Genomic DNA, 22802 nt, shown 5'->3' with positions numbered 1-22802 from the left:
GCGTAGCGCTTAGGATAACTACCACCTTAACTAAAGCTTTCAATAATTTATTTGATATTCCAGGGTGATTTAATCGGATTATTTCTTGGCTTAGTCGTTTTCTCTCTGCACGAGATAAGCCTTTCAAAATAGATAAAATTACCACTATTAATATTTAAAAGTTTTACCGTTTTCAATGTCATAGCTCCCGCAGCTGCGGCACCAAGAAGTGAAATAATGTCTAATGCTGTTGTAGCACTTTGATACCACTCCTGTGAGTCTAAAAAATCATTAGATTGGGGAGAAGCAACTTCCAATGTAGTTCTGACGAACCCGTTTATACACTGTGCAGTGCTAGCAGTACTTGCAGCTACTGCCAGATAAGTTACCGCTGTGCTTGTTCCTCCGGTTAAAGGAATAGCTGCACTGCTACCAAAAACAACAACCCAACCTAGAAATGCAGCCCCACAACTTAGTACCGTACCGACTACTTCACCAACAAGCTTAGATTCTCGGATATTTCCTTGACTTCCTTTTAAGTGTCCAAGAAATTCCTTTTGATTCATTAAGTTCGGTGGTTCACGTAAAACGACTTTGATAGGATTTAAACTACAGGAAGGGTCAAAAGGTCTAAGTTCTGTAATTGTGTAATTACTATCAATATAAACTACAGCTGCGCCATACAGCTCAGGTATTCTGTCAATATCCTGAAACAGTTTCTTTTGGTTAATATTATACGAAAGTTTAGACTTAAGTTGGTTCTCTTTAAAGCGGTAGATGTCATGTACACCCATAGTAAACTCCTTTTTGGTTAATAATCCATTTTTGACAATATCAGAGGTAAAAATAACCCTGATATTCTATTGTAATTTCTTTTTCAATAACTTGGAATAGAACACCCAAAATATTAGTGATTATGAAGTAGCTAACGAAACTGTAGAGTTACTCGTTTTTATTAATTACACCGTAAAATAAGGGTACTAAATACATTAACTATATCGCGTTAACACGCTACAGCGTGATATAGGAGCTCAATAAATTCATCGTTTTGACTGAATTAGTTATTCTACAGCCTCAACGCCGTTTTAAGCGCCTAAGTAAAGTTGGCTAAAATGTGAGGAACGAACACAGCCAACTTTATGTGTCCGACTTGAAAACACTTGTTAAGTGCACATTGCACCAAGGATAAATGGATAAATGGGGTCAGATAAATGGGGTCAGGTACAAATTAAATTATGTGTACCCCCTTTTTTAAATTTTGCCCGTACTCAAGTTTTTACTGCTGATATTACAACATGTACTGCCCACAGGATTGAAGCGGGTGCGTGATTACGGGTTGTTGTCGTCGGGAGCTAAAAAACTGCGATTGCTTATTCAATTACTGTTAATACCTAACCACAATTGGCTGACACCAAATAATGAGCTAATAACCCACGCCAGTAGAATATGTCCTTGCTGCCAACATAAAATGCATTGTATTGGTATCACGCGAACGAGGTAGCCGAAAGGCGAATAGTATAAGGATAATGGCTAAAATGAAAAACAAAAACGAGGAAAAGAAGAAAGCCCCCTATGAGACAGTAAAGAAAAATTCAGTGAAAAACAGACGAAAAACAGCCTTTATTTTACGTCTTAACTTCGTGTGTCTTGCGATCAAGTAATTGCTTGTGAACCCTTCAACAAAAAAATCACTATTTACACAATAAGTAGCGCTTCGGGCTTGTTCAACACCCGAATAAGGTGTCGGCTGACGCGACACCTATTCTTATTTGTTATAATCCAACTTTTGGTAATTTACCCGTTTTAGTTAGCACGAATTTTTCCAAGTTTAAGACTGTAGAATATGACACACCAGCCTTTTGATAAACTAGGAATAATTCGGTTTTATTTAATAAAGTATGATCCACAATAGATTCTACTTCTTTTATTAACTCTTTGTAGCCAGAACCATCAGGTTTGGTAATAGCTATTGTTCTTAAATCACCGGCAGATAAACGATTATCATGATCTGAATCCAGTTGAACAAGTTGATATAAGATAGCAACAATAGGTTCTTTGGAATTGAAATCACCTTTTCTCAATTTATCACTGCGTTCTATTAAGTAATTTGTATGATCAAACAACCACGTTTTTTGAGACGTTTCTGTGTTAATAAATAAATGATTTCTTGTTGAGTTTGACGATTTACTGAAATAATCACGATCGAATGATTGGTCGGAATAAAGTGGAATCATTAGTACTTTTCCATCATTTATCTTAGTTAGTTGCCCAAATCTCCAGTTTTCTTTTATTTCAGCGTTCTCTTCAATGTTTACAATATTTCTAGTTGTTCTTTCTCTCGTCACATCCTGAAAAAGTTTAAATGCAACAAATAAAAGAACGCCTACTGCAAGTACACCCGCAACTGAAATTACTAGTCCATTGAAGCGCCAAACTAATTTAAAAAACTTATTTTCTTCCATGATACTCCAAACCCTGCATTGGCTTATAACGCTTAGTAGAAGGATGAATATCATGTTTAAACACGACATTGATCCTTCTATCATGTAAATTTAAAAATATACAATACTCTTATTATCTCTACTCATCAATAAGTTAATAGTAATCCCGCCAACTGGTTGATGAGTTAAAAGTTAGTAAAAACCTTTTTTCATGCAAATAACATATTCTTTGACTTTAGTGTATTTATGCACAGTCAACAATAAAATAAACAATCACAAAAACATCTAAACTAAAAAGAAGATTTATCATGGATGGCCTGATTAATTAACACTTGCTAAGCGAAAAATAACGGTTGGCCAAAATCGCGAAGCAGGGGAAAAAACAACTGTACTTTGTCCTTGTTGTCCACCTCAGGGCGTGTTGTTAGTTGTTTTTATACACCTGTGATCTATGAGAAACTTTTACTACATTAACGACAAGTACATCATCTTTTATTTCATACACTATTCGATATAAGCCTTGGCGAACTCGATAATTTTCCTTCCCTGAAAGTTTAATACAACCTTCACCACGAGGGTTTACAGCTAATGTATCTATTTTACTTAAGATCTTTTTTATATCGTTTTTAGGTATAACTCGTAAATCTTTAGCCACTGACTTTTTAAACGTTATTCTATATTTTTCCATGTGACTTCAAATCATTTAATAAATCTTCATATGAAATATCAGGCTCATTGGCTCTTGCTGATACAGCGGCTAAATCCTCTTGATCTTCACGCATTAATAAACGAACAGCTTCATCTATTAACTCAGAAACTGATAAATGAGCTGAAGCAGCGCGTATTTTTAGAGCTTGATGTATATCCGGCTCAAAATAAACGGTAGAACGTTTTGATAGGTTACTCATGATTATGTCTCCATTAATTCGACAAAAACATCATAGCACTATAGCGTTATAATGTCACGAAACGACGAGAAGCAACTAACGAGACTGTAGACTTACTCGTTTATTATTAATTACCCCGTAAAATAGGGGGACTAAATGCATTACCTATATCGCATTAACACTCTACAGCGTGATACAGGAGCTTAAAAATTCGTCGTTTTTACTGAGTAAAATTAACTCGGACACTCGCTTATAATATTAGACTAAAATAACAAAGGTTAAATAGTTACTCAAAATGAATGCAATCAACGCTCAAGTACTGCTTTTGTCGACCATCCTTTTGCAGTATTTTCATCGATAAACAATACCGTGTGTGTATGGTTACTCATAATAGCGTAAGCGCAAACATCAATGGCAAACACCTGAGTTAAACTGAGTAATTTATCCTCTACCCAACCTCGCCTATGATCAAAGTTTTTCCCTGTATTTTTATCTTCACCACACAAAAAAGCACGGCGAACACAACGAGAAATACAATGATAATAAGGCGTATCAGCTAAGCTAATGAGTTGTTTTAGGGCTGTTGTCATGGAGGCCTCTTAACTATAGGTTATTTATTAACCTTAGTTGAGCAATCTGTATTGTTCAAATTTGAGCGAGTGTCCATGTTAATTTTTAATTTTTTCTGCAAAGTGTAGTGCAAGCTTTGTTGGAATAAGCGCTAAGGCAAATGTTTAATGCGTGGGGTTTTACAGGAATGTGTTAGTAAGTTAAACGGGGATTGAATGACTATCATTCTTAAGAGTTTCTTTATTGCTGTGAATCGAGGATAAGGACGTAATTTTGATCACATCCAATTTCCACCGATAAGTAAGCAAAACTTAGTTGTATCCTAGTTCATAGCTAGGATATAACTCCTCAAAATATTCTAAACAGTCAGATGATGACTCCTTATTTTCATCTCCCTTAACATTGACATTTGTCTCGGTAATAAGCTCTTTTTTATTGCCTTTGTCTTCACTACTGTTTTTATTTTTCATATTGATCATATTGATCATTCCGAAGTATTGAATTTGTTTACTAAAAGATCTATAGAATAATATACATTATACAACATGGCAAATATTATAGTACATTTCTTAAGCCGTGGCCGATGTTAAATAATGTTGAATTTTAATTATCGTAATCAACCCAAAGTGCGCCGTTAAACATTAAAATCACTCTCAGTCTAAACAGAGTGCTGTTGTGTTGTTTATCGGTGATAATTTTACGGGGTTAGAATATAGATACAACGGCACGAAAATCTGCATTAAATCAAACAAATCATGGCCCAATAACTTTTTATTGTTAGTTGGTAAAACTGATACCACCAACAAAAGGAGTCATTTTAAATCATTTTTCCTCCAATGCCCGTATTTACTGGCTTGTCCTATTTACATATTTACAACACACTGATAGCTTCTAGATTGTATACTGTATAAAACCAAACAAAAATTTAATCAAGAATAAATGAAATAGGAACTTTATCAGTATGCTCGGCTTATATTTATAACTGTAATTATTTGGTTAGTTGAGACGTAACAAAAGTATCAACCTCAATAAACAATATTCTTACTGTATTTCTTTAGTCGGGCTCAACATGTGATTTAACACTGTAACAACGGAAGTTTAAAGCAGCTCATTTTTAACAATAAAATAATAAGAAATGCTTTTTTACATTGGATGAATATTGTTTGTCACCTTACTTAAATTTAATAGGAAGGTACAATTTATGATGAGAATTATTAGTTCTATGGGGGCACTAGCAGCGATTACACTAGCTAGTAGTCAAAATGTTAACGCTGCTACAATTGATCAGACATTTACACAAAGCTATCAATGTAATTCTGTGAAATTTCGAGCACAAACAGGTGTGACTCAACAACAACTAATCACGAGTTGTAATGAAATTTCAGAAACAAACACAGCTTTTCACAATTTCTTCAATTCAAGTCCTAATTCCCCTTTACCAAACGATAATAACAATACACTTGATGTTTATGTATATTTATCAAGCGCTGAATATAAGGCAAATGGTAATACGCACTTTGGTATTAATACCGATAATGGTGGAATGTATCTTGAAGGCACGCCATCTGATGCAAATAACCAAGCAAAGTTTATTGCACATATTTGTGAAGATAGTTGGGTACCTTTTTCTTGTGAATACACTGGTCAAGTGTATAACTTACAGCACGAATACGTTCACTATTTAGATGGTCGTTTTAATGTTTCAGGTGATTTTGGTATCTTTTCATATAATGCAGGGTTAACCGAAGGTTTAGCAGACTATTTAGCCCAAGGTACGAATTATAGTCGAACGTTAACAGGACTTGTGGTAAAAACATCCCTCCTCTTTATAATATTTTGAGTGCAGATTATTACCTTGAAGACCTCTATAAATGGGGCTATATGGCAATTCATTATATGCATGCACAACATAGAAGTGATTACGATACGATTATTTCGGCACTTCGTTCAGGAAATACTGCAACCTATAGAAGTGCAATCAAAAATGTTGCTGACAATATTGGCGGAGGGTTTGATGCTTATGTTAAATCATTGACTTCAGCTGTTGCCATTGTTCCAGGTACAGAGCCTCTTGATAATACTTTCGGTGCCTGTGATTTAGAACATATGTATGTACGTGATGTCAGAGAAGCGGCTACCTCAAACTTAACTATTGCCAATAATTCATCAGTACCACTGCGTATGATGTGGATTAGCAACACCACCGGTTATGCCGGTGTTGATGAAATTGTTCGTTTAACTCAAGGGCAAAATTATAATAATAATTTGTGGCGCAAAGGCGATCGTTTCATGATGATGAGTGACAACCGTGAATGTGTTGGTGTGGGTGTTGTTGGTCAAACAGCTAATTTCTCAATTGATTCAAGCTTAGTCGCTAACGTAGTACCCGATGTACTGCCTACAGCCAATGAAATTGGAGCATGTAGTTTAGAAAGACCTTATTTCAAATCAGATACTGCAACGGATGTAACCGTAACTAATAACACTTCAGAAACCATGGAAGTACGTTGGGTTAACTATGTAACAGGCGTTCGCTCAGATACTGTTTATGGAACGTTGAACGCAGGTCAAAGTTATACAGGTACTACTTGGAAAGCCGGCGACAGAATGATCTTTGTTGATTCATCTAATATCTGTAAAGGTGTGGTATCGCTACTTGAAGGCACTAATACGTATTCAATTGATAATGCTGTTCAAAACTCTTTACCTACTGCGAAAATAAATGGTGCTTATACTGGTACTGAGAATACAGCAGTAAACTTTAGTAGTCTTGGCTCTTCAGATAGCGATGGTTCTATAGCCTCATATAACTGGAATTTTGGTGACGGCACAACAAGTACATTAGCTAATCCAAGTCATACTTATTCTAGCGCGAATACTTATTCTATATCGTTAACAGTAACTGATAATGAAGGGGCAACAAATACAGCTACAACTACAGCGACAATTTCAGCCGATATTATTGTGGTTCCTCCTGTAACAAGCGTACCTGATGCCTGTGCAACAGAAAATGCTATTACTAACGGTAACTTAACAGCAGGTGATGCGGCTTGTTTAGGTAACTCATCAACCATTTGGTTAAATATCCCTAATGTAAGTGGCCACAACAGCGTAACAATTAGAACAGGTAATGGGACAGGTAATTTAAGCCTTAGCTACGATAATACTAACTGGCCAAATGGCACTAGTAGTGATGATGGAAGCTCTAACAATGCAGGTAATAGTGAGTGTATTCATGTGACAGGTGGCACAAACTACTGGGGTAATGTAAAAGTCTCTAACTCAAATGGCAGTGCATCAATCTTAGTTGACTTTGATGGTGCAAATTGTGACAGTGATACCGGTGGTGGCAACCAAAATACTGCACCAACAGCTAATGCAAATGGAGCATATACTGGTACAGCCAATACACAAGTAAGCTTTAGCAGCTCTGGCTCTACTGACAATGAAGGCCCTATTACAGCATACAGCCGGAACTTTGGTGACGGCGGTACAAGCACTTTAGCAAACCCGAGCCATACCTATACAACAGCCAACACTTATAACGTAACGTTAACTGTGACAGATAATGAGGGTGCTACGGCAAGTGCAACAACGACGGCAACAATACAACCAGAACAAACAGGTGGCGGAAGCTCTGTTGCAAATGTTTGTGCAAGTGAGGGGCCAAAGTCAGGGCAGGTAAATGCGAATGATGATATGTGTGTGCCAACGGGGTCATGGAATAACTCAATTGCTTACTACGGCATGGTAGTTCCGGCAGGAACCGGCACTATTGTTATTACTGCAGACCACGGGACAGGAAACGGTAACCTATATTACAGTGCTTCAGGTTGGGCAAACAATTCAAGTTATCATCAAAAATCTGACAATGCAGGTAATACAGAAACTATCACCATAAATAACCCTGGAAGTGGTTATAGATACTTCAGTATTGTTGGTCAACACAGCGGTATGGCAGTAAAGTTTGAGTTCAAATAACAGGGATTGAATAAAACGTATACTTAAAAAATAAAAAGACTACTCTGGTGACAAAGTAGTCTTTTTTAATATATAACGCTTGACTACTGGCTTTACTACTAATAGGTGTCTACAACAGAATCTACCGTATGTATCTCCTCGACACTGAGCACTATTTAATCACTGATGTACTTGATAACGGCGCACTAAATCGCGTTGATTTACCTGATACCTTTAATCACTCGCGCTAATGAGCAATAGTTTACTGTTATTATCATACGACTCTATTAAGAAAATATGCTTTTCATCTTCGCTGATCACCACATTTGGATAATTGTCTTTGCTTGCTACAACATAGCTTATCTTCTTACTAGCAAAGTCATAAAAATAAATAGCATTATTTTTGATTTTTTTTCTATCCATAAAATAAATTCCTGTTTTTCTTACAACAAAGTCATTATTTGAAAAACTATCAATCACAAAGGTACGCTCTATTAATTTTTTGCTTTGCCCTGTTTCGCTATTAAAGTGGTATATATCAAAACTTGGTTCATGACTATAATAAAAGTCCCCCTGTTCACCTTCATGAATTGAGTTTAGGTTATTAATTTTAGGAAATGGAGATAAGGGGTATCCTGACGAACCCATTTTTATTGCTCTAGAAGTATTTTGATAATCACCCACCAAGTAAATTGATTTACCATCTTTTGAGAATCTACCTGCATATAATACCTCCTTAGTGGACATAGGGGGTTATCTTTTCCAGTATTTATATTAATGATATGACAGGAATTATTGATGGATAACAAAGCTTTATTGCTACCTTTTAGCCAATGTAAACTCAAAAAAGAGTGTTGATGTGCAATAGTATTAAATGCTTCAAGCTTTATCGATGTTCCGTGTTGGTATTTCCATAATTCAACTTGTTGATTTGCGGCTATTGAAGCGAAAATAAGTCCGTCGTTATCAATTTCAGTTATTGAACGAATTGATAAACCATTATCAACAACTACTTTACTCTTACCATCCCCACCTACTTTCGGATTATTAATTTGTATAATTCGATTAGTTAAAGAAGATAATCCCCAGTCTTGTTGAAGAATGAACTTATTCTGCTTCGGAATTTTTAAAGGCCAATAACCGGGGTTAATAATTGATGAAATGACCTTCTCCTTTGCCTCAGCTATCAAATAGCTTGATAGGTAGCCCTCTTCATTGATGAAATATATTGATTTACTGTCATCACTAAAGCTTACCTTGAGCCTTTCTTTTTATTTGTAACGTTAGTAGGTAATAGTATTTTTTGGTTTAAGTCATAAAGGAATAACTGATAACCATAAAATTCATCGGAACGCATAATGGCAAGCCAATGCTTATTTGGAGAAACAATCGCAGCAAAATCTCCATAAGTATTTAAAGGTGGTGCACTTATAGGCTCTGATAAGTTTGTTGCTAAATCATATTTATATATTTTCCTCGGCGCTGATTGGGATTGAGTTGCGCTATAGAAAAATTGCGAATCATTTAACCAACTAATGATTGGAGATAAATTTATTGTTTTTAAAGGAATTAGTAATTTTTCATTTGAGGCAGATAGTGTATTTTCATTAAAATCGGCAAGATAAATGCCTCTTTGCTCTTTTGGATAACGAATAAATGCGATTTGTCTTTTATTAGGTGAGATACTAACGTAATTCTCATTCCTTGAGGTAGTAGAAAACACTTTGGTCGTTTCAAGCACTTCTGAAGACTCAGATAATCGACTTGCATAGAGTTCCCAAGTAGACTCTCTGCTGCTTCGATTAGCATAAAGTATAATAGTCCCATCTTCGCTAATTCTTTGGATTTTGTTCCCTACCTATCATCGCTGTTAATGATGACAAACTATCATATTTAGGCTCTTCGTTAGTAAACAACCTTAGACTCAGTAGAAAAATAAGCACAACGCCTACAAGAAGTAACAGCTTCATTAGATAAGATAAACTAGTCACTTTTTGTATGATTAACGAAGACGGCTTTTCAGTATTTCTTTGGGGAGGAAGGTTAGTATTTATCTTAGCTAATAAGGCATCATCACTGTTGTCCCCTGTATCAACATTTTCTTGGGTAACCTCGGCTAACAATCGATAGCCGCTCTTACTTCCCGTTACCGTATGAAAGAACTTTGTTTGATCATCAAATTTTGCGAAGATCTGTCGTAAACTGTAGATATGATTATTAATTGTATGATCAGAGGCATTTGAGTTTTGCCATATACTTGCTCTTAAATTGTCACGCGTAATAACTTCATCATGATGACTAGCAAAAAAGCAGATCATTTTCATTGCCATCGATTTGATTTCAATGGTGGTTCCATCACAACTCATTTCATCAGTTTTTGGGTAAATGGTTATATTGGCTATGTTAAATGGTTGTTGGGTATCAATCATGTTACTGCTATTTTTCTATTACACCTTCTTTTAAGTGTAAGTTAGATTGCATAAAAATTACATAACTTACTAGGTATAAGATATAAAATATTCAATTTTCCATTCATTACCTATGCTTTCCAATTAGCTTAAGAAAAATCAGTAGTAAAACTTAACAGCAATGCTATTTTTAAGTTTAGTCATTTAGAAAATAATGTTGTGCTATCTAAAAATATTTCTATTCAAATTTCACCGTCAATCATCATTTTATTAACCAAAGGGTCAGTTAATATATTATTCACTCTTCTTTTGCCTCTGTAATCTAGCGTCATTAATTGTCATGTAAAATCATAAAAAATCATTTAAAGTCACTTATTAGTCTTTGATTTTACTAGAAATAATAAAACAAATTTAAATTTAAAAACTATTTGACCTACTTACTTTTTTCAATATAGATTCGATATGGTGATATTTTATACGCCTAACATTTATTTATGAATTTTTCATGACACAAACATGAAAAAACTATTAATTTAAATTTTCAAGATTAAATAATCACTTGGAAGTTGAAGAAGAAATTCTAAAGAAAAAATGAGATTTTAACTTCAAGCAGGGAAGAATTTATTAAACAAAGGATATCGTTAGAGAGCATGAGTACTTAAAAAATACTTTTAAAACACCCATGTAAATTCATGCAAAAAAAGATAATAATTATGAAATATAAAAGAATTTTCTATATTACAACAAGTGTCATTGCAGCAAACCTCGGCATCGCAAATGCTTTCGCTGCAGACTTGCCCGATATGTGTGCAACACAAGGGGCCTCCACTTCAATATCAGACGGCTCTCCCATCTGCGTTAGCAATAATGGTACTGCCTACCTTAGTTTAGGTGGTGCAAGCAATCATAACAGTATAGCTATAAGTACAGCGCATGGTACTGGTGACCTAAACCTTTATGTTGGTGCAGGTGTTTGGCCGAGCACGGCATCAAACAGTACTGCTTACAAATCTTTAACAGTGGCACTAATAGTGAATGTGTCATTATATCTAACCCTAACCAATATTGGACCATGATTGCCGTTACAGGTACACGTAACAACGCATCTTTGTCTGTTGATTTTGATGCAACATCATGTAGAACTTCAATTGGTAGAGATACTGGTAGTGGTGATACTGGTGGTGGCTCAGGTGGTAATAATACAGGCCCAGTTCCTGCGCCAAATAACCTTGCAGGCTCTCCAGGAACAAACTCAATTAACCTCACATGGAGTGATAACTCTAATAACGAGGATAGCTTTACTTTACAACGTTCAGCACCTGGTGGCTCTTGGGTAACTATTGCAACGCCTGGAGCAAATACAACTAGCTATAATGATTCATCGTTATCGCCTAACTCTACGTATTACTACACCATGCATGCTAAAAATAGTACTAACACTTCTGCATGGAGTTCAACTATTACGGTACAAACTTTAGATGTTTGGCTCAACAGATCCGACTGATCCAACAAACCCAACAGATCCAATTAACACAGATGTATTAGCAGATATTTGCGCAACGCAAGAGCCTACAACGGTTGGTTCATTAACTGATGGTGTACCAGTTTGTGTGCCTGCAGCGTCAAGTAAACATGGCTTTAGTGTGTCTACTTTTAATTTAGATGTGACAAGCATTGCTTTTAGTTCTGCTCATGGGTTGGGTAACTTAACACTCGCGGGTAGCGCTAATGGTTGGCCAGTGGCAGGCGATGACAGCATTAGGTCTTCGCATGTTGGCAACACTGAATGTGTAGTACTTAATCAACCTAAAAATGGTTGGAACAATGTTAGCTTAGAAGGTTTATTTAAAGGCGTAAGTGTTGTTGCTGATTTTAATAAAACGAGTTGTCGTGTAACGCCAGGCGCTGTTGATCCCGGTAACGACGGCTACGATTACGATAGATTACACGTCATTGTTTACCCTTTTAGATTCCCTAATAAAGACTTATCGTTTACTACCGCTCAAATCAATGCAGAAATGGAAATTGCTAAGCAATACTTCACTGAGCAATCGTATGGTAAATTTACTTTTACTTGGGAAATAAAGAATAAAATCACTATGCCAAGTAATAGTTCGGTTTACGACAACGACAAGGCGAGATGGGCTAAAGAATATAAAGAACAAATTGTTAACACCGGTGTTGATCCAAACTTCCCTGGTGAAGCAACTATTGTGATGGTGACATCTGAAAAAATTGGTCCAAATGACGGTGCAGATTTAACAGCAATTAACTCGCAAGCAGGTCCACCGTTAATGGAGATTTATACGCATGCAGCAAGTACTATCGCTCATGAAGCTATTCATGCAATGGGTTTACAACACGCAATGGGACTTGAAGGTGGTAACAGCACCCTTAATGGTAATGCAAATGACAGTATACTTAACTACGCCAACGTATTTGATTTAATGGGTATGGGTGGACACACACTAGAAGAAATTAACTTAGCTTATAAGAACTATTTCAACTGGTTTAGTGATACTGATGTACCTACAATCACAACATCCGGTACCTATCGTTTATATACATTTAACCATGGTACAGCCTCAGGTCATAATGCTCCTGGTATTATAGGTCTTAAATTAAAATCAGGTGGTACGGGTGATAAAACTTATTTTATCGAATATAGAACGGTCGAGAAAAGTGAAATTAATAGTCCATCGCCAATTCGCACGCCGTTTTTAGAAAATGGTATTTCAATTAATTTAATTAATTACCTCGATAATACAGCAGATATCATAAACAATGCACCATGGTACAATCATAATTCATTATTACTCGATGCTACACCTAACTCCCGTAGCTCAACTTGGGCGCCTGAAGATTTCAATGATGCACCATTACAAATTAATCAAACATTTACTGACCCATGGAATGGCTTTAGCATCTACCCTGTTGCTAAAGGTGGAACATTAGGTACTGCAAATGCTTGGATTGACGTGCAAGTTACAATTTTTTAATCACCTAACCCCGCAGAGATTATGTTTAATGTCTCTCATACGGTAAATTAATTTTGTGACAAAAAACGATAGAACTATGTTAAACGCCATAAGCTTTCTTATGGCGTTTTTATATATTGATTAGACTCAATCAATATGGCTTCACATAAAGCTTCAAGCGCTTATTTAATCTAAAAGTAGAAAAGCAATAAGTATATCAATACAATAGTCACTTTGTTTGAGTAGAAGTTTTTGGAGTTTCAGTTGGTTAAGTTAAAAGGGATGAAGTCTACATTATTATGTTTAATTGCAGTTACAGGCTTATTCTCATTATTAATTCACTTTCAAATACAGTGGCAAAGTAAATTAACGTTAGTCAACTTCTTGGTTTATCCATTACTGATAGTTACGGCAATATTTGCAACCCAATTTAATCGCAGTAGAATAGCTATTTTATGCGGCTTTTGGCTGCTGTTTTTAGTGGCAACAAACTCCCCATCTATTAACACCAAATCTTTAATGTTGAATAAGCAATGGCTATTTTTATACGGTGCTAGCTTATTAATGTTATTGGCTTTAATAAAAGATCGAGCACTTTTATCTGTTCATCTCGTCAGTCGGCTTATATTTATTGCTTTGTTTGGAGTACTGACATTTTTTTGGCTGCAACTGAACCAGAATTTAAATAGCTTAGTACCACAAACGCCATTGTGGAAATCTGTTTCACCCTATATTCCTATTACCATACCACTTGGACTCATAGGTATTTTATTAATGTGGCGTAGTATAAAAAATCACGATTTAACACTCACAGCGCTACTCATTACGTTTATTGTTTGGTATTTAAATCAGCTAAGCATAATAACTTTGCCTTGGTCGCTTATTGCCCTAGTAATGTCTGCACTATATTTACTCGCCGTTAGCACTGATTCGTACTATTTAGCTTACCGAGATGATTTAACTGGGTTGCCGACTCGTCGTGCACTAAATCAACTCGCCTTATCACTTGGGCGCAAATACACAGTGGCGATGCTTGATATTGATCATTTTAAAAAATTTAACGACACCTATGGTCATGATATTGGTGATGAAGTTTTAAAGCTTGTTGCTGCAAGAATGACTGAAGTGCGTGGTGGTGGTAAAATTTATCGCTATGGCGGCGAAGAGTTCACTATTGTTTTTCCAAGAAAAACAGCTGAACAAGCTATTCCGGTGTTAGATAAACTACGCCAAAGTATTGCTAACTACGACATGGTAATCCGTAGCGCACAACGAACAGGTAAAACGAGCAGGAACGTTAAAAAGAATAATAACAAAAAGGTGAATGTGGCGGTATCAATAGGTGTTGCGCAAAGAGCGCCTAAACAAAGTTTTGAGCAAGCATTAAAAAATGCTGATTTAGCACTTTATCGCGCTAAAAAGAAAGGCCGAAATAATGTCAGCCAGTAGCACACTTACCTGTTCTACTTAGATAATTGTTTTACTTGAGTGATATAATTCTATAAATTCCAACTAACTTAATATACTGATTGAAATCTTTATGAGCATAAAACAAAAACAGGTATTACTTTTCGACCTTGACGGCACTTTGGTAGACAGTGCGCCAGATCTTGCTTTAGCGGTCAATAGAACGTTAAAAGATTTAAATAAAGCTGAATTTGATGAAGAAAGTATTCGCCATTGGGTAGGTAATGGTGCTAAATCATTAATAGAACGCGCATTATCAGGCTCATCTACAGTGGATAAAACGCTAGATACAAGGATAGTGCAGAGTGCTTTAGCTACTTTTTTAACTCATTATCAAGAATGTTTATGTGTTAATTCTGTTTTATACAAGGGTGTTAAAGAGGGTTTAATTACGTTAAAAAATGAGGGCTTTCGTTTAGCGATAATTACCAACAAACCTGAAGATTTTATTCAACCAATATTATCAGGTTTAGGTATTAGTGATATGTTTGAAATATTCATTGGTGGTGATACCTTACCAGAAAAAAAACCTGATCCAAGGCACCACTATTTTTAGCCTTAAAACAACTTGACGTGATGGCAGAGCAATGCTTAATGATTGGTGATTCTAAGAATGATATATTATACCAATTTGATTAAATTTCTTCCCAACTCAGAGCTTCATTAGCGAGCTTAGAACAAGCAAAATTGATTAAACATAGTTACTCTATATTTCTTCAATTTTGTGATGTTATCAGGTTGCTAATGAGCTCCGAAGGGCGAGTTTAAAAGGCTTATATGCGGCGTTATTGATTTTGACAAGGGAATAACCATTCTCTTCAATCAATGCCTTGCCTCTAAGCCTTTTAATTCTCGCTGAGTGGGAAAGAACTTAATCAACTTGGTATTAGCTGCAAAGGCAGCGAATATAGACAGTGTTGGTTTAACTTACGGTTATAACTACGGCGAAGATATTGCACAATACAACCCACAATGGTGTTTTAATACCTTCCCTGAATTTATCTCCGCAATACATCGCTAAATAGACTTTAATAGCATCAAAATATAACGGAGTCTGGTGACATGTAAGAATGATATGACTCTTGCTACTTTACTTTGTCACCCTTCCCTTTTTTAGCCCCTGTAATTCATTGATAAGGTTGTTAACAGCAAACAACCTTATCGGGTTTATTCGCAGAGATTCGCGTGCGAGTTAATTAATACAAGTTACCAAGTATCAATAAACGAATGTTTTGTCTCTGTTTTGTTATTGGGTTGTGGTGTTGCTTTTAACCCTCTTAATATCCATTTTCTTGTGTCTAAAGGGTCAATCACTGCGTCAATCTCCATGTAACTGGCCATATTCAATGCTTTACCATTTTCATAAGCTTTATCAACTAAAGATTTAAACATTTTTTCACGTTCATTAATATCGTCTATTGCCGCAAGCTGTTTTGAAAAAGCCAAACTAATTGCGCCTTCAACCCCCATCGCGCCAAACTCCCCCGTAGGCCATGACGCTGTAAATACGGGCGAATGCATACTACCGGCGGCCATTGCTTGAGCACCTAAACCGTAGCCTTTGCGCAGTACAATAGTAAAAAATGGTACGGTTAAACTGCCGGCAGCAGCAAAAATTCGAGCGATATGACGCACTGTTGCTTGTTTTTCAGCCTCTGGCCCAACCATAAAACCTGGTGTGTCACAAAGTGATATCATTGGTATATTAAATGCGTTACATAACCGCATAAAGCGAGACATTTTATCACCAGATACCGCATCAATAGCTCCACCTAAATAGCTTGGATTATTTGCTATAAGTCCAAAAGGTTTGCCTTCAATTCTGATCAATGACGTGATAATCCCAGGCGCAAAATCTTGACGTATTTCCAGTACAGTGTCGATATCTGCAATAGTGCTAATGAGGTCTCTAATATTATAAATACGCATGCGATTTTCAGGAATATAATGCCTTAACTTGCGTTGGTCATCACTTTGCCAGTTTGTTACTGCTCCTTGAAAATATGATAAATATTTTTTGGCTGTATCAACGGCTTCTTGTTCATTTTCAACCAATATATCAATAACGCCATTGGGTGATTGCACAGAAACTGGACCAACTTCTTCCGCTGTAAATGTTCCTAAACCCCCTCCTTCGATCATAGCAGGGCCGACCATTCCAATAGATGCTGATTTTGTAGCAATCACCACATCGCAAACACCAAGTAAAGCGGCATTTCCTGCAAAACATCGTCCTGCAACAATACCTATCGTTGGCACTAATCCTGATAATGCTGCCATTGCAACAAAAGTATGGCAATCTAGCCCGGCAATACCATTAAAATCAGTATCTGATGGTCTACCTCCGCCCCCTTCTGCAAATAAAATGACGGGTATACGCCATTGCTTAGCTAGATCAAGCATTCTATCCATTTTTTTATGGTTCATAATCCCTTGTGTGCCGGCAAAGACAGTGTAATCGTACGACATGGCAATACAACGAGATGAGTCATCATCAAAAATAGCATTATTTACTGTCCCCGTACCGGCAACTAAACCATCAGCAGGGCTCATTTTTCTTAATTCGTCTACAGAAAAACGTTTACGTTGGGCAGCTATCAGCATTGCGCCATATTCATTAAAGCTATCTTCATCAAGTAAATGATTTATATTTTCGCGTGCTGTACGCATCCCTTTTTCATGACGCTTTTGCACGGCTTTCGGTCTTGCATCATCATTTAACTGTTCATGGCGCTGTAAAACTTCTAACAAGTCATCTCGTATACTATCTAAATCTAATTCATTTTCTATTTGAACTTCACCTGTATCAACATCAGATGGTGCAATAATGAACATCAATTCTGCGCTATTTATTGGTGAATCCATCGCCACGGTTATATGCGTTATCGTGCCACTGAGTGTTGCTTTTACTGGAAATTCCATTTTCATGGCTTCGAGGTGAGCGAGCGTTTGTCCCTTAAAAACTGTATCTCCCTCTTTAACACACAACTCAACCAAAACGCCTACACTTGGGGACATCACTCCTTCACAATCAATTGGTATGTTAAAATCCTGTTGGGTGGGCAAACCATTATCATTGTGACTAAAACATAATTCAGGATGTGATTGCTTAGCAAACAACGCGGTTAAATGCTGTTCAACAAAATTTGTCGTGATGTTATTTTCTTTTACTTGGGGTAGCTGTAATAAATTTAACAATACTGATTTATTAGTGTTTACGCCTTCAATTATAAATTCACATAGGGCTCTATAGACTTTGTTTACCGTAGTAACATAGTCACTACCTTTAACGATTAATTTCGCAATAAGTGAGTCATACACAGGAGTGACCTGATAATTTTGGTAGCCGTAGCCGTCTACGCGAACACCTAACCCACAGAGGTTTGATATTCGGTCAATACACCCGTTGCGGGGCTAACGGTACCATCAGGATCCATTAATTCTGTATTTATCCTAACTTGCATAGCATAGCCCAATTTTACAGGCTCATTCACTAAATTTAACTCTGCTAGCGTATTTCCTTGGGCAAGCTGTATTTGTATTTGAACTAAATCTAAGCCAGTAATTTCTTCTGTTACGGTATGCTCAACTTGTATCCGAGGATTAGCCTCCATAAAATAAAAATTATGATGGTTTGTTGCATCCAGTAAAAATTCGAAAGTACCTAATCCTTGATATTTTACTGTTGACGCTAACCTTAATGCCGCTTCTATAATTTTTTGGCGAGTGTCTTCATCTAATGAAGGGATTTGGGTGCTACCTCCATTAATTTTTGATGATTTCGTTGCAGCGTACACTCACGTTCCCATAAATGGTTAACAGCCCCAGTGCCATCACCAATAACTTGTATTTCAATATGACGCGCCTGTTCTACAAGTTGTTCAACATATAAATCACCACAGCCAAATGCTGCTAACGCTTCTTTTTGACATTGGTTATACGCTTGTTCTATGTCTTCAATTCTATTTACAGGTTTAATGCCTCTACCGCCACCACCGGCAAGCGCTTTAATCATGATGGGTTTACTGTTATTTTTATGCTCAAAAAAGTCAATAACTTCATCTAAAGTAAGGCTATTATTAAGCCCTTGTACTAAGGGTACTTTACAAGATATTGACAGTTCTCGTGCTTGAGCCTTATCACCCAATAATGATAAAACATGAGGATTAGCACCAATAAAAGTAATACCTTTATTTTCACATTGACGAGAAAAATCAACGTTTTCAGACAGAAAACCATAACCGGGATGAATAGCATCACATTGGTTATTAATGGCAAGGCTAATTAATTGCTCAATATCTAAATATGCTTTTACGCCTTTCCCCTTTAAAGGAACGGCCACATCGGCTTTAGTGGTATGTAAAGAGTTTTTATCATCTTCAGCATAAACGGCAACCGATCCTATTCCCATTGCTGACAGGGTATGGGTGATCCGTATTGCTATTTCACCTCGGTTGGCAATTAAAATACGTTTAAAGGTTTTACTCACAATAATTTCTCCAAATCCTGTTTTTTTACTTTTCCTGTGGCAGTCATCGGTAGTTCTTTTACAAATATAATGTCTGGCACTTTATATATAGCCATTCTTTCTTCACACCATTTTTTTAAACAGGGTTCTGTTTCAGCACTATTGGGTTTGAGTAACACGAAAGCAATCACCCTTTGGCCTCGCTTTGTATCCTCTTTTCCTAATACTGCGCTACCGAGTATATTAGGGTGTTGGCCAAGCATTGCTTCTAGTTCTGAGGGAAACACACTCATACCATTTACTTTTAGCATTTCTTTACGACGTCCCAAATATCGTATGAATCCGGCGTCAGTAATTAGGCCAATATCGCCAGTATGAAACCAATTGTTATTTAACGTTGTTCTTTGTTCACTCCCCCAATAACCTTTAAATAAGGAAGGAGATCTAATACATAATTCTCCCTCGCTTCCTAAAGGCACTAATTCGCCTGATTCAAAATCACATACTTTAAATTCAGTGCCTGGAACGGGTAAACCAACAAATGTAGGTGAAAATGACAAATCAAAATTATTACTTTGAAACCCTAAAGTAAAAGTGTCACATGTATTAGTTTCTGTCATTCCGTAACTGAACTCATGCAATATACAACCTGTTAGCGCTTGCCAACGTGTTCGATAATCAGCAGTCAGTTTTTTGGTAAATGAAATACAGCCTGTGGCTGTTAAAGAACTAATGTCAAAATCATAAAGCTGTGGGTATTCTAGAATTTCATCAACACTATCAACTAATAAACCACATTGAGTAACACGGTAATGCTGAATAGCATATAAAAAAACTTCAACATCCCACCGAGCAAGCAATACCATGGTTGTGCCATTGAAAATAGGAAATAGCAAACCTGAGTTTTCACCAAAGCAATCCAAAATTCAGGTAAAAAATTCAAGCTGATCATATTAGGGTCTGTTCCTAAAGACACAGGTACATAACTTGCGCAGGTATAAAGCATGTCTCCGTGGGTATGAATACAACCTTTGGGTAACCCCGTTGTTCCCCCTGTATAATTTAACGCTGCCATATCATTTAATTTAGGTTGATGAGTAATAGCTTTTAATGACGCAGCATGAACAGCGGTATAAAAATCCAGACATTCATCATTTTCTATTTTGGGAAGCTTGAATAGTTCTGGTAAAGGAATGGTTGGTGATTTTGGTAATAACTCACTGATGCTTGTCATAATGACATGCTCAATACCAAGTAATTCCTTAACGGGTAATAAAATAGGTAAAAGCTGATCAAAACAAATAACAATATTTGTATCACAATCATTAAGTTGAAACTGAAGTTCCATGCCCTTTGATAAGGGACTCAAAGGCGCATAAACAGCACCACATTTTAAAATACCATAAAATGCAATGTGTAATTGAGGGCAATTTGGCATATAAACAGCTATTCGATCGCCAGGTTTTACGCTCAAAGATATTAATACATTGGCAAAGCGAGTGCTCAATATGTCGAGTTCACTATAGGTAATATCATTCCCATAAAAACAAAGCGCTAGCTTATCAGGTTGTTCTTCTGCCCACTGTTTTAAGTAATCACTTAAAGGCTTTTTACCTTTTGGGTATTCTGGTAAACGAGGGGTATTTAAAGGCCAAGCTTTATTCCAAAGCATATTTAGCTTTTCCAAGTATAAGGCTTCGTTCATGAAGGTATTCCTGTTATTTTTTATTAATTTGATTAGGAGAAAGTGTGAATTACTACAACCAATTCACACTTTTGTTTTGATATAATTAAAACTGATAGGTTGCAGTTAACGAATAGCTTCTTTCTGGATTATCAATTGAAGCCCAATATGCAAATGCTGTTACTGGCATGTCTTGAGATGTTCTCATGATCGTTTCTTCTGTTAAATTTTTGATTAACAAACTAAATGACCAATTGTCATTGTTAACATCTAATAAACTAAAACGCAGATTAACTTTCGAGTAGGCGTCTTGTTTAGATCTTTCATCCAAATCAGACGATGTATAAAGTTCACTTGAGTAACTCAAATTAATGTTTGATTCTAATAACCAGTCATCATTAATGCTGTACTCATGGTTTAAGCTAATAAAGGCCGTGTAATCAGGAGCAAAAAGTCCTGTTCTTCCTGTTAAATCTTGCGTTAATACACCATCAATTTTTTGCTGCCATACAGTAGGCCGGACCTTTTTTATAATCAGAAAATTCAAAATCTGACCAAGCACCATTTGCAACTAAGGTAAGTGAGTCTGTTAAGATGAAAATAGACTCAATCTCAACACCTTGAATTTCAGCTTCCGACGCATTGTTAACTATATAAGCATTACCATTCCATGTAGATACTTGCTGATCTTTATAAATGGTGTGGTAATAAGCCATGTTAAATCGACCAATACCATCTAATATTGTTGATTTAAAGCCTAACTCATAGGCGGTTGCTTTTTCTTCTTTAAACTCAAAAGAGTCGTTAGGCTCTGTCGGCAAGTTAGCATAATTGTATGGCATGCCATTTTCATCAATACTGCCTAAAATTCCAGAGCCATTTGCTAAACTTCCATCAAACCCACCGCCTTTATAACCAATTTTCCAAGAGGCATAGGCCATTAAATCTTCGCTCGCTTGATAAGTTAAATTAATGCCTGGCGATACGTTACTTTTATGGCGTTTATCAGTTAAATCTAAATTTCCTGCACCTAAACTTGCTACAACTGAATCAGCAATACCTAAACCTACTGATTCTGGATAGCCAAAATCTTCCGTATAAGTATTTTGCGTTGTATCTACCTCCTTAGTTTCTGAGTCATACCTTACCCCGACTGTTGCTTTAAATTTATTACTCAACTGAAAACCTAATGAGAAAAAAGCAGCATAGCTTGAGGTATCTTGAGTGAAATCAGAAAGCAAACCAAAACCGGCTTGCGGAATAGGTACAGAAATAAAATCATATACATCAACACTTTGTGTAAGGGTTAAAGTGTTTTTATTAAAATAGACGCCCGCTATGTAATCAAAAAATTCACCTACAGGAGAGACAACACGAAACTCTTGAGTTATTTGATTAAAGTCTTCATCTCTTTTTAACGCTAACCATGTTTGCTCTGAGTAAGTTGGTTCATAAGAGTATTCCCAAATATAGTCAGTATACGAGGTAATACTGGTAACGGTATTCTCACCTAGTCGATAATCTAATCTCAATACTGCTGTATCAGATTTCAATTCATCCGCCCAAGGTTTTTGTTGGCCTGTTGGGTCTGAATAATATGAGTGCGTATCAATTGGTCCACTATACTGTAGTGTATTAACTAATCCTCCTGGATAACCCGCATCTAATGCTTTTTGTAATTGCTCTTCATCAACTTCATATTGTTTTATGCTATCGTCAACAGAAGATTCATTATGCTCAACTTTAAAATCAAGAGATAAATTATCAGAAATACTTCCGTTCAAAGCTAACCGAATACCTGATTTATCAATACCCCCAATATCACTACCGTCATAATCATTTACCATAAAACCATCGGTACTTTGGTCTAAAATAGAAACCCTTGCAGACCAGTTATCACTAATGTCAGTATTAAAAGCACCTTCCAGTTTTTTCATTTAATGAACCAATACCAAGACTA

Annotated in this window: 24 protein-coding genes and 2 pseudogenes; 9 read left to right on the top strand and 17 right to left on the bottom strand. The window is 36.3% G+C overall.

What is annotated here, in order from left to right; translation table 11 throughout:
- Nucleotides 1-47 precede the first annotated feature (47 nt).
- Nucleotides 48-773: a hypothetical protein gene (locus L3081_RS10935; protein ID WP_242286073.1), complete on the bottom strand. Its 726-nt coding sequence runs from the start codon at nt 771-773 to the stop codon at nt 48-50.
- A 464-nt stretch (nt 774-1237) separates the two neighbouring features.
- On the opposite strand from L3081_RS10935, the pseudogene L3081_RS10930 reads away from it, so the two are divergent.
- A pseudogene (locus L3081_RS10930) lies at nt 1238-1480 on the top strand (transposase); the annotation flags it as partial.
- A gap of 271 nt (nt 1481-1751) precedes the next feature.
- Here L3081_RS10930 and L3081_RS10925 read toward each other — a convergent pair.
- The 5 genes and pseudogenes from L3081_RS10925 to L3081_RS10905 all read right to left on the bottom strand — a co-directional run bounded on the left by L3081_RS10925 (nt 1752) and on the right by L3081_RS10905 (nt 4356).
- Nucleotides 1752-2441 carry a hypothetical protein gene (locus L3081_RS10925; protein ID WP_242286071.1) on the bottom strand — a complete coding sequence of 230 codons (690 nt, stop codon included), beginning with the start codon at nt 2439-2441 and terminating at the stop codon, nt 1752-1754.
- A 403-nt stretch (nt 2442-2844) separates the two neighbouring features.
- The gene (locus L3081_RS10920) at nt 2845-3108 is read right to left on the bottom strand and encodes a type II toxin-antitoxin system RelE family toxin (protein WP_242286069.1); all 264 of its coding nucleotides are present in this window, start codon (nt 3106-3108) and stop codon (nt 2845-2847) included.
- Nucleotides 3095-3328 (bottom strand): CopG family transcriptional regulator, encoded by a 234-nt coding sequence (locus L3081_RS10915; RefSeq protein ID WP_242286067.1) that lies wholly within the window; start codon nt 3326-3328, stop codon nt 3095-3097. Before L3081_RS10915 ends, L3081_RS10920 begins: the two co-directional genes overlap by 14 nt.
- Nucleotides 3329-3615: 287 nt before the next feature.
- Nucleotides 3616-3897, bottom strand: a pseudogene (locus tag L3081_RS10910) (transposase); the annotation flags it as partial.
- Between the two features lie 291 nt (nt 3898-4188).
- A complete protein-coding gene (locus L3081_RS10905) occupies nt 4189-4356 on the bottom strand; it encodes a hypothetical protein (protein WP_242286065.1) in 168 nt (55 codons plus the stop codon).
- 722 nt (nt 4357-5078) lie between these two features.
- Between L3081_RS10905 and L3081_RS10900 the strand changes: the two genes are divergently transcribed.
- Nucleotides 5079-5717 carry a collagenase gene (locus tag L3081_RS10900; protein WP_274620498.1) on the top strand — a complete coding sequence of 213 codons (639 nt, stop codon included), beginning with the start codon at nt 5079-5081 and terminating at the stop codon, nt 5715-5717.
- A complete protein-coding gene (locus tag L3081_RS26845; protein ID WP_274620497.1) occupies nt 5714-7858 on the top strand; it encodes a PKD domain-containing protein in 2145 nt (714 codons plus the stop codon). Before L3081_RS10900 ends, L3081_RS26845 begins: the two co-directional genes overlap by 4 nt.
- Nucleotides 7859-8071: 213 nt before the next feature.
- Here the strand turns inward: L3081_RS26845 and L3081_RS10890 are convergent, their stop codons facing one another.
- The 4 genes from L3081_RS10890 to L3081_RS10875 all read right to left on the bottom strand — a co-directional run bounded on the left by L3081_RS10890 (nt 8072) and on the right by L3081_RS10875 (nt 10266).
- On the bottom strand, nt 8072-8485 hold the full coding sequence (locus L3081_RS10890) for a hypothetical protein (protein WP_242286063.1): 414 nt from the start codon (nt 8483-8485) through the stop codon (nt 8072-8074).
- 2 nt (nt 8486-8487) lie between these two features.
- Nucleotides 8488-9027, bottom strand: coding sequence for a hypothetical protein (locus tag L3081_RS10885; RefSeq protein WP_242286061.1), 540 nt, complete (start codon nt 9025-9027; stop codon nt 8488-8490).
- 62 nt (nt 9028-9089) lie between these two features.
- Nucleotides 9090-9578 carry a hypothetical protein gene (locus L3081_RS10880; RefSeq protein WP_242286059.1) on the bottom strand — a complete coding sequence of 163 codons (489 nt, stop codon included), beginning with the start codon at nt 9576-9578 and terminating at the stop codon, nt 9090-9092.
- A 91-nt stretch (nt 9579-9669) separates the two neighbouring features.
- Complete coding sequence (locus L3081_RS10875; protein WP_242286057.1) at nt 9670-10266, bottom strand: winged helix-turn-helix domain-containing protein; 597 nt, start codon at nt 10264-10266, stop codon at nt 9670-9672.
- Between the two features lie 692 nt (nt 10267-10958).
- On the opposite strand from L3081_RS10875, the gene L3081_RS10870 reads away from it, so the two are divergent.
- The 6 genes from L3081_RS10870 to L3081_RS10845 all read left to right on the top strand — a co-directional run bounded on the left by L3081_RS10870 (nt 10959) and on the right by L3081_RS10845 (nt 15711).
- Nucleotides 10959-11321, top strand: a complete 363-nt coding sequence (locus L3081_RS10870) for a hypothetical protein (protein WP_242286056.1) — start codon at nt 10959-10961, stop codon at nt 11319-11321.
- Entirely contained in the window at nt 11318-11749 is a 432-nt protein-coding gene (locus tag L3081_RS10865; RefSeq protein WP_242286054.1) for a fibronectin type III domain-containing protein, read from the top strand. The genes L3081_RS10870 and L3081_RS10865 overlap by 4 nt, the downstream gene beginning before the upstream one ends.
- Complete coding sequence (locus L3081_RS10860) at nt 11724-13244, top strand: hypothetical protein (protein ID WP_242286053.1); 1521 nt, start codon at nt 11724-11726, stop codon at nt 13242-13244. The genes L3081_RS10865 and L3081_RS10860 overlap by 26 nt, the downstream gene beginning before the upstream one ends.
- A 243-nt stretch (nt 13245-13487) precedes the next feature.
- Nucleotides 13488-14672, top strand: coding sequence for a GGDEF domain-containing protein (locus L3081_RS10855; RefSeq protein WP_242286051.1), 1185 nt, complete (start codon nt 13488-13490; stop codon nt 14670-14672).
- A gap of 91 nt (nt 14673-14763) precedes the next feature.
- Nucleotides 14764-15246: an HAD hydrolase-like protein gene (locus tag L3081_RS10850; protein WP_242286049.1), complete on the top strand. Its 483-nt coding sequence runs from the start codon at nt 14764-14766 to the stop codon at nt 15244-15246.
- 324 nt (nt 15247-15570) lie between these two features.
- On the top strand, nt 15571-15711 hold the full coding sequence (locus L3081_RS10845; RefSeq protein WP_242287064.1) for a hypothetical protein: 141 nt from the start codon (nt 15571-15573) through the stop codon (nt 15709-15711).
- A gap of 185 nt (nt 15712-15896) precedes the next feature.
- Here the strand turns inward: L3081_RS10845 and L3081_RS10840 are convergent, their stop codons facing one another.
- From L3081_RS10840 to L3081_RS10820, 7 genes are all read right to left on the bottom strand, one after another.
- A complete protein-coding gene (locus L3081_RS10840) occupies nt 15897-18080 on the bottom strand; it encodes a carboxyl transferase domain-containing protein (protein ID WP_242287016.1) in 2184 nt (727 codons plus the stop codon).
- Nucleotides 18059-18487, bottom strand: a complete 429-nt coding sequence (locus tag L3081_RS26835) for an ATP-binding protein (RefSeq protein WP_338027300.1) — start codon at nt 18485-18487, stop codon at nt 18059-18061. The genes L3081_RS10840 and L3081_RS26835 overlap by 22 nt, the downstream gene beginning before the upstream one ends.
- On the bottom strand, nt 18427-19179 hold the full coding sequence (locus tag L3081_RS26830; protein ID WP_338027299.1) for a biotin carboxylase N-terminal domain-containing protein: 753 nt from the start codon (nt 19177-19179) through the stop codon (nt 18427-18429). The genes L3081_RS26835 and L3081_RS26830 overlap by 61 nt, the downstream gene beginning before the upstream one ends.
- The gene (locus L3081_RS29045; RefSeq protein WP_274620496.1) at nt 19176-20024 is read right to left on the bottom strand and encodes an AMP-binding protein; all 849 of its coding nucleotides are present in this window, start codon (nt 20022-20024) and stop codon (nt 19176-19178) included. Before L3081_RS29045 ends, L3081_RS26830 begins: the two co-directional genes overlap by 4 nt.
- Nucleotides 19943-20863 (bottom strand): AMP-binding protein, encoded by a 921-nt coding sequence (locus L3081_RS10825; RefSeq protein WP_274620495.1) that lies wholly within the window; start codon nt 20861-20863, stop codon nt 19943-19945. The genes L3081_RS29045 and L3081_RS10825 overlap by 82 nt, the downstream gene beginning before the upstream one ends.
- An 85-nt stretch (nt 20864-20948) precedes the next feature.
- The gene (locus L3081_RS26820; protein WP_274620494.1) at nt 20949-21389 is read right to left on the bottom strand and encodes a hypothetical protein; all 441 of its coding nucleotides are present in this window, start codon (nt 21387-21389) and stop codon (nt 20949-20951) included.
- Complete coding sequence (locus L3081_RS10820) at nt 21334-22779, bottom strand: TonB-dependent receptor (RefSeq protein ID WP_274620493.1); 1446 nt, start codon at nt 22777-22779, stop codon at nt 21334-21336. The genes L3081_RS26820 and L3081_RS10820 overlap by 56 nt, the downstream gene beginning before the upstream one ends.
- Nucleotides 22780-22802: the final 23 nt, after the last annotated feature.

Source organism: Colwellia maritima (genome assembly GCF_022669015.1).
Lineage (GTDB): Bacteria > Pseudomonadota > Gammaproteobacteria > Enterobacterales > Alteromonadaceae > Colwellia > Colwellia maritima.
This window is presented reverse-complemented; position numbering and strand designations above follow the sequence as displayed.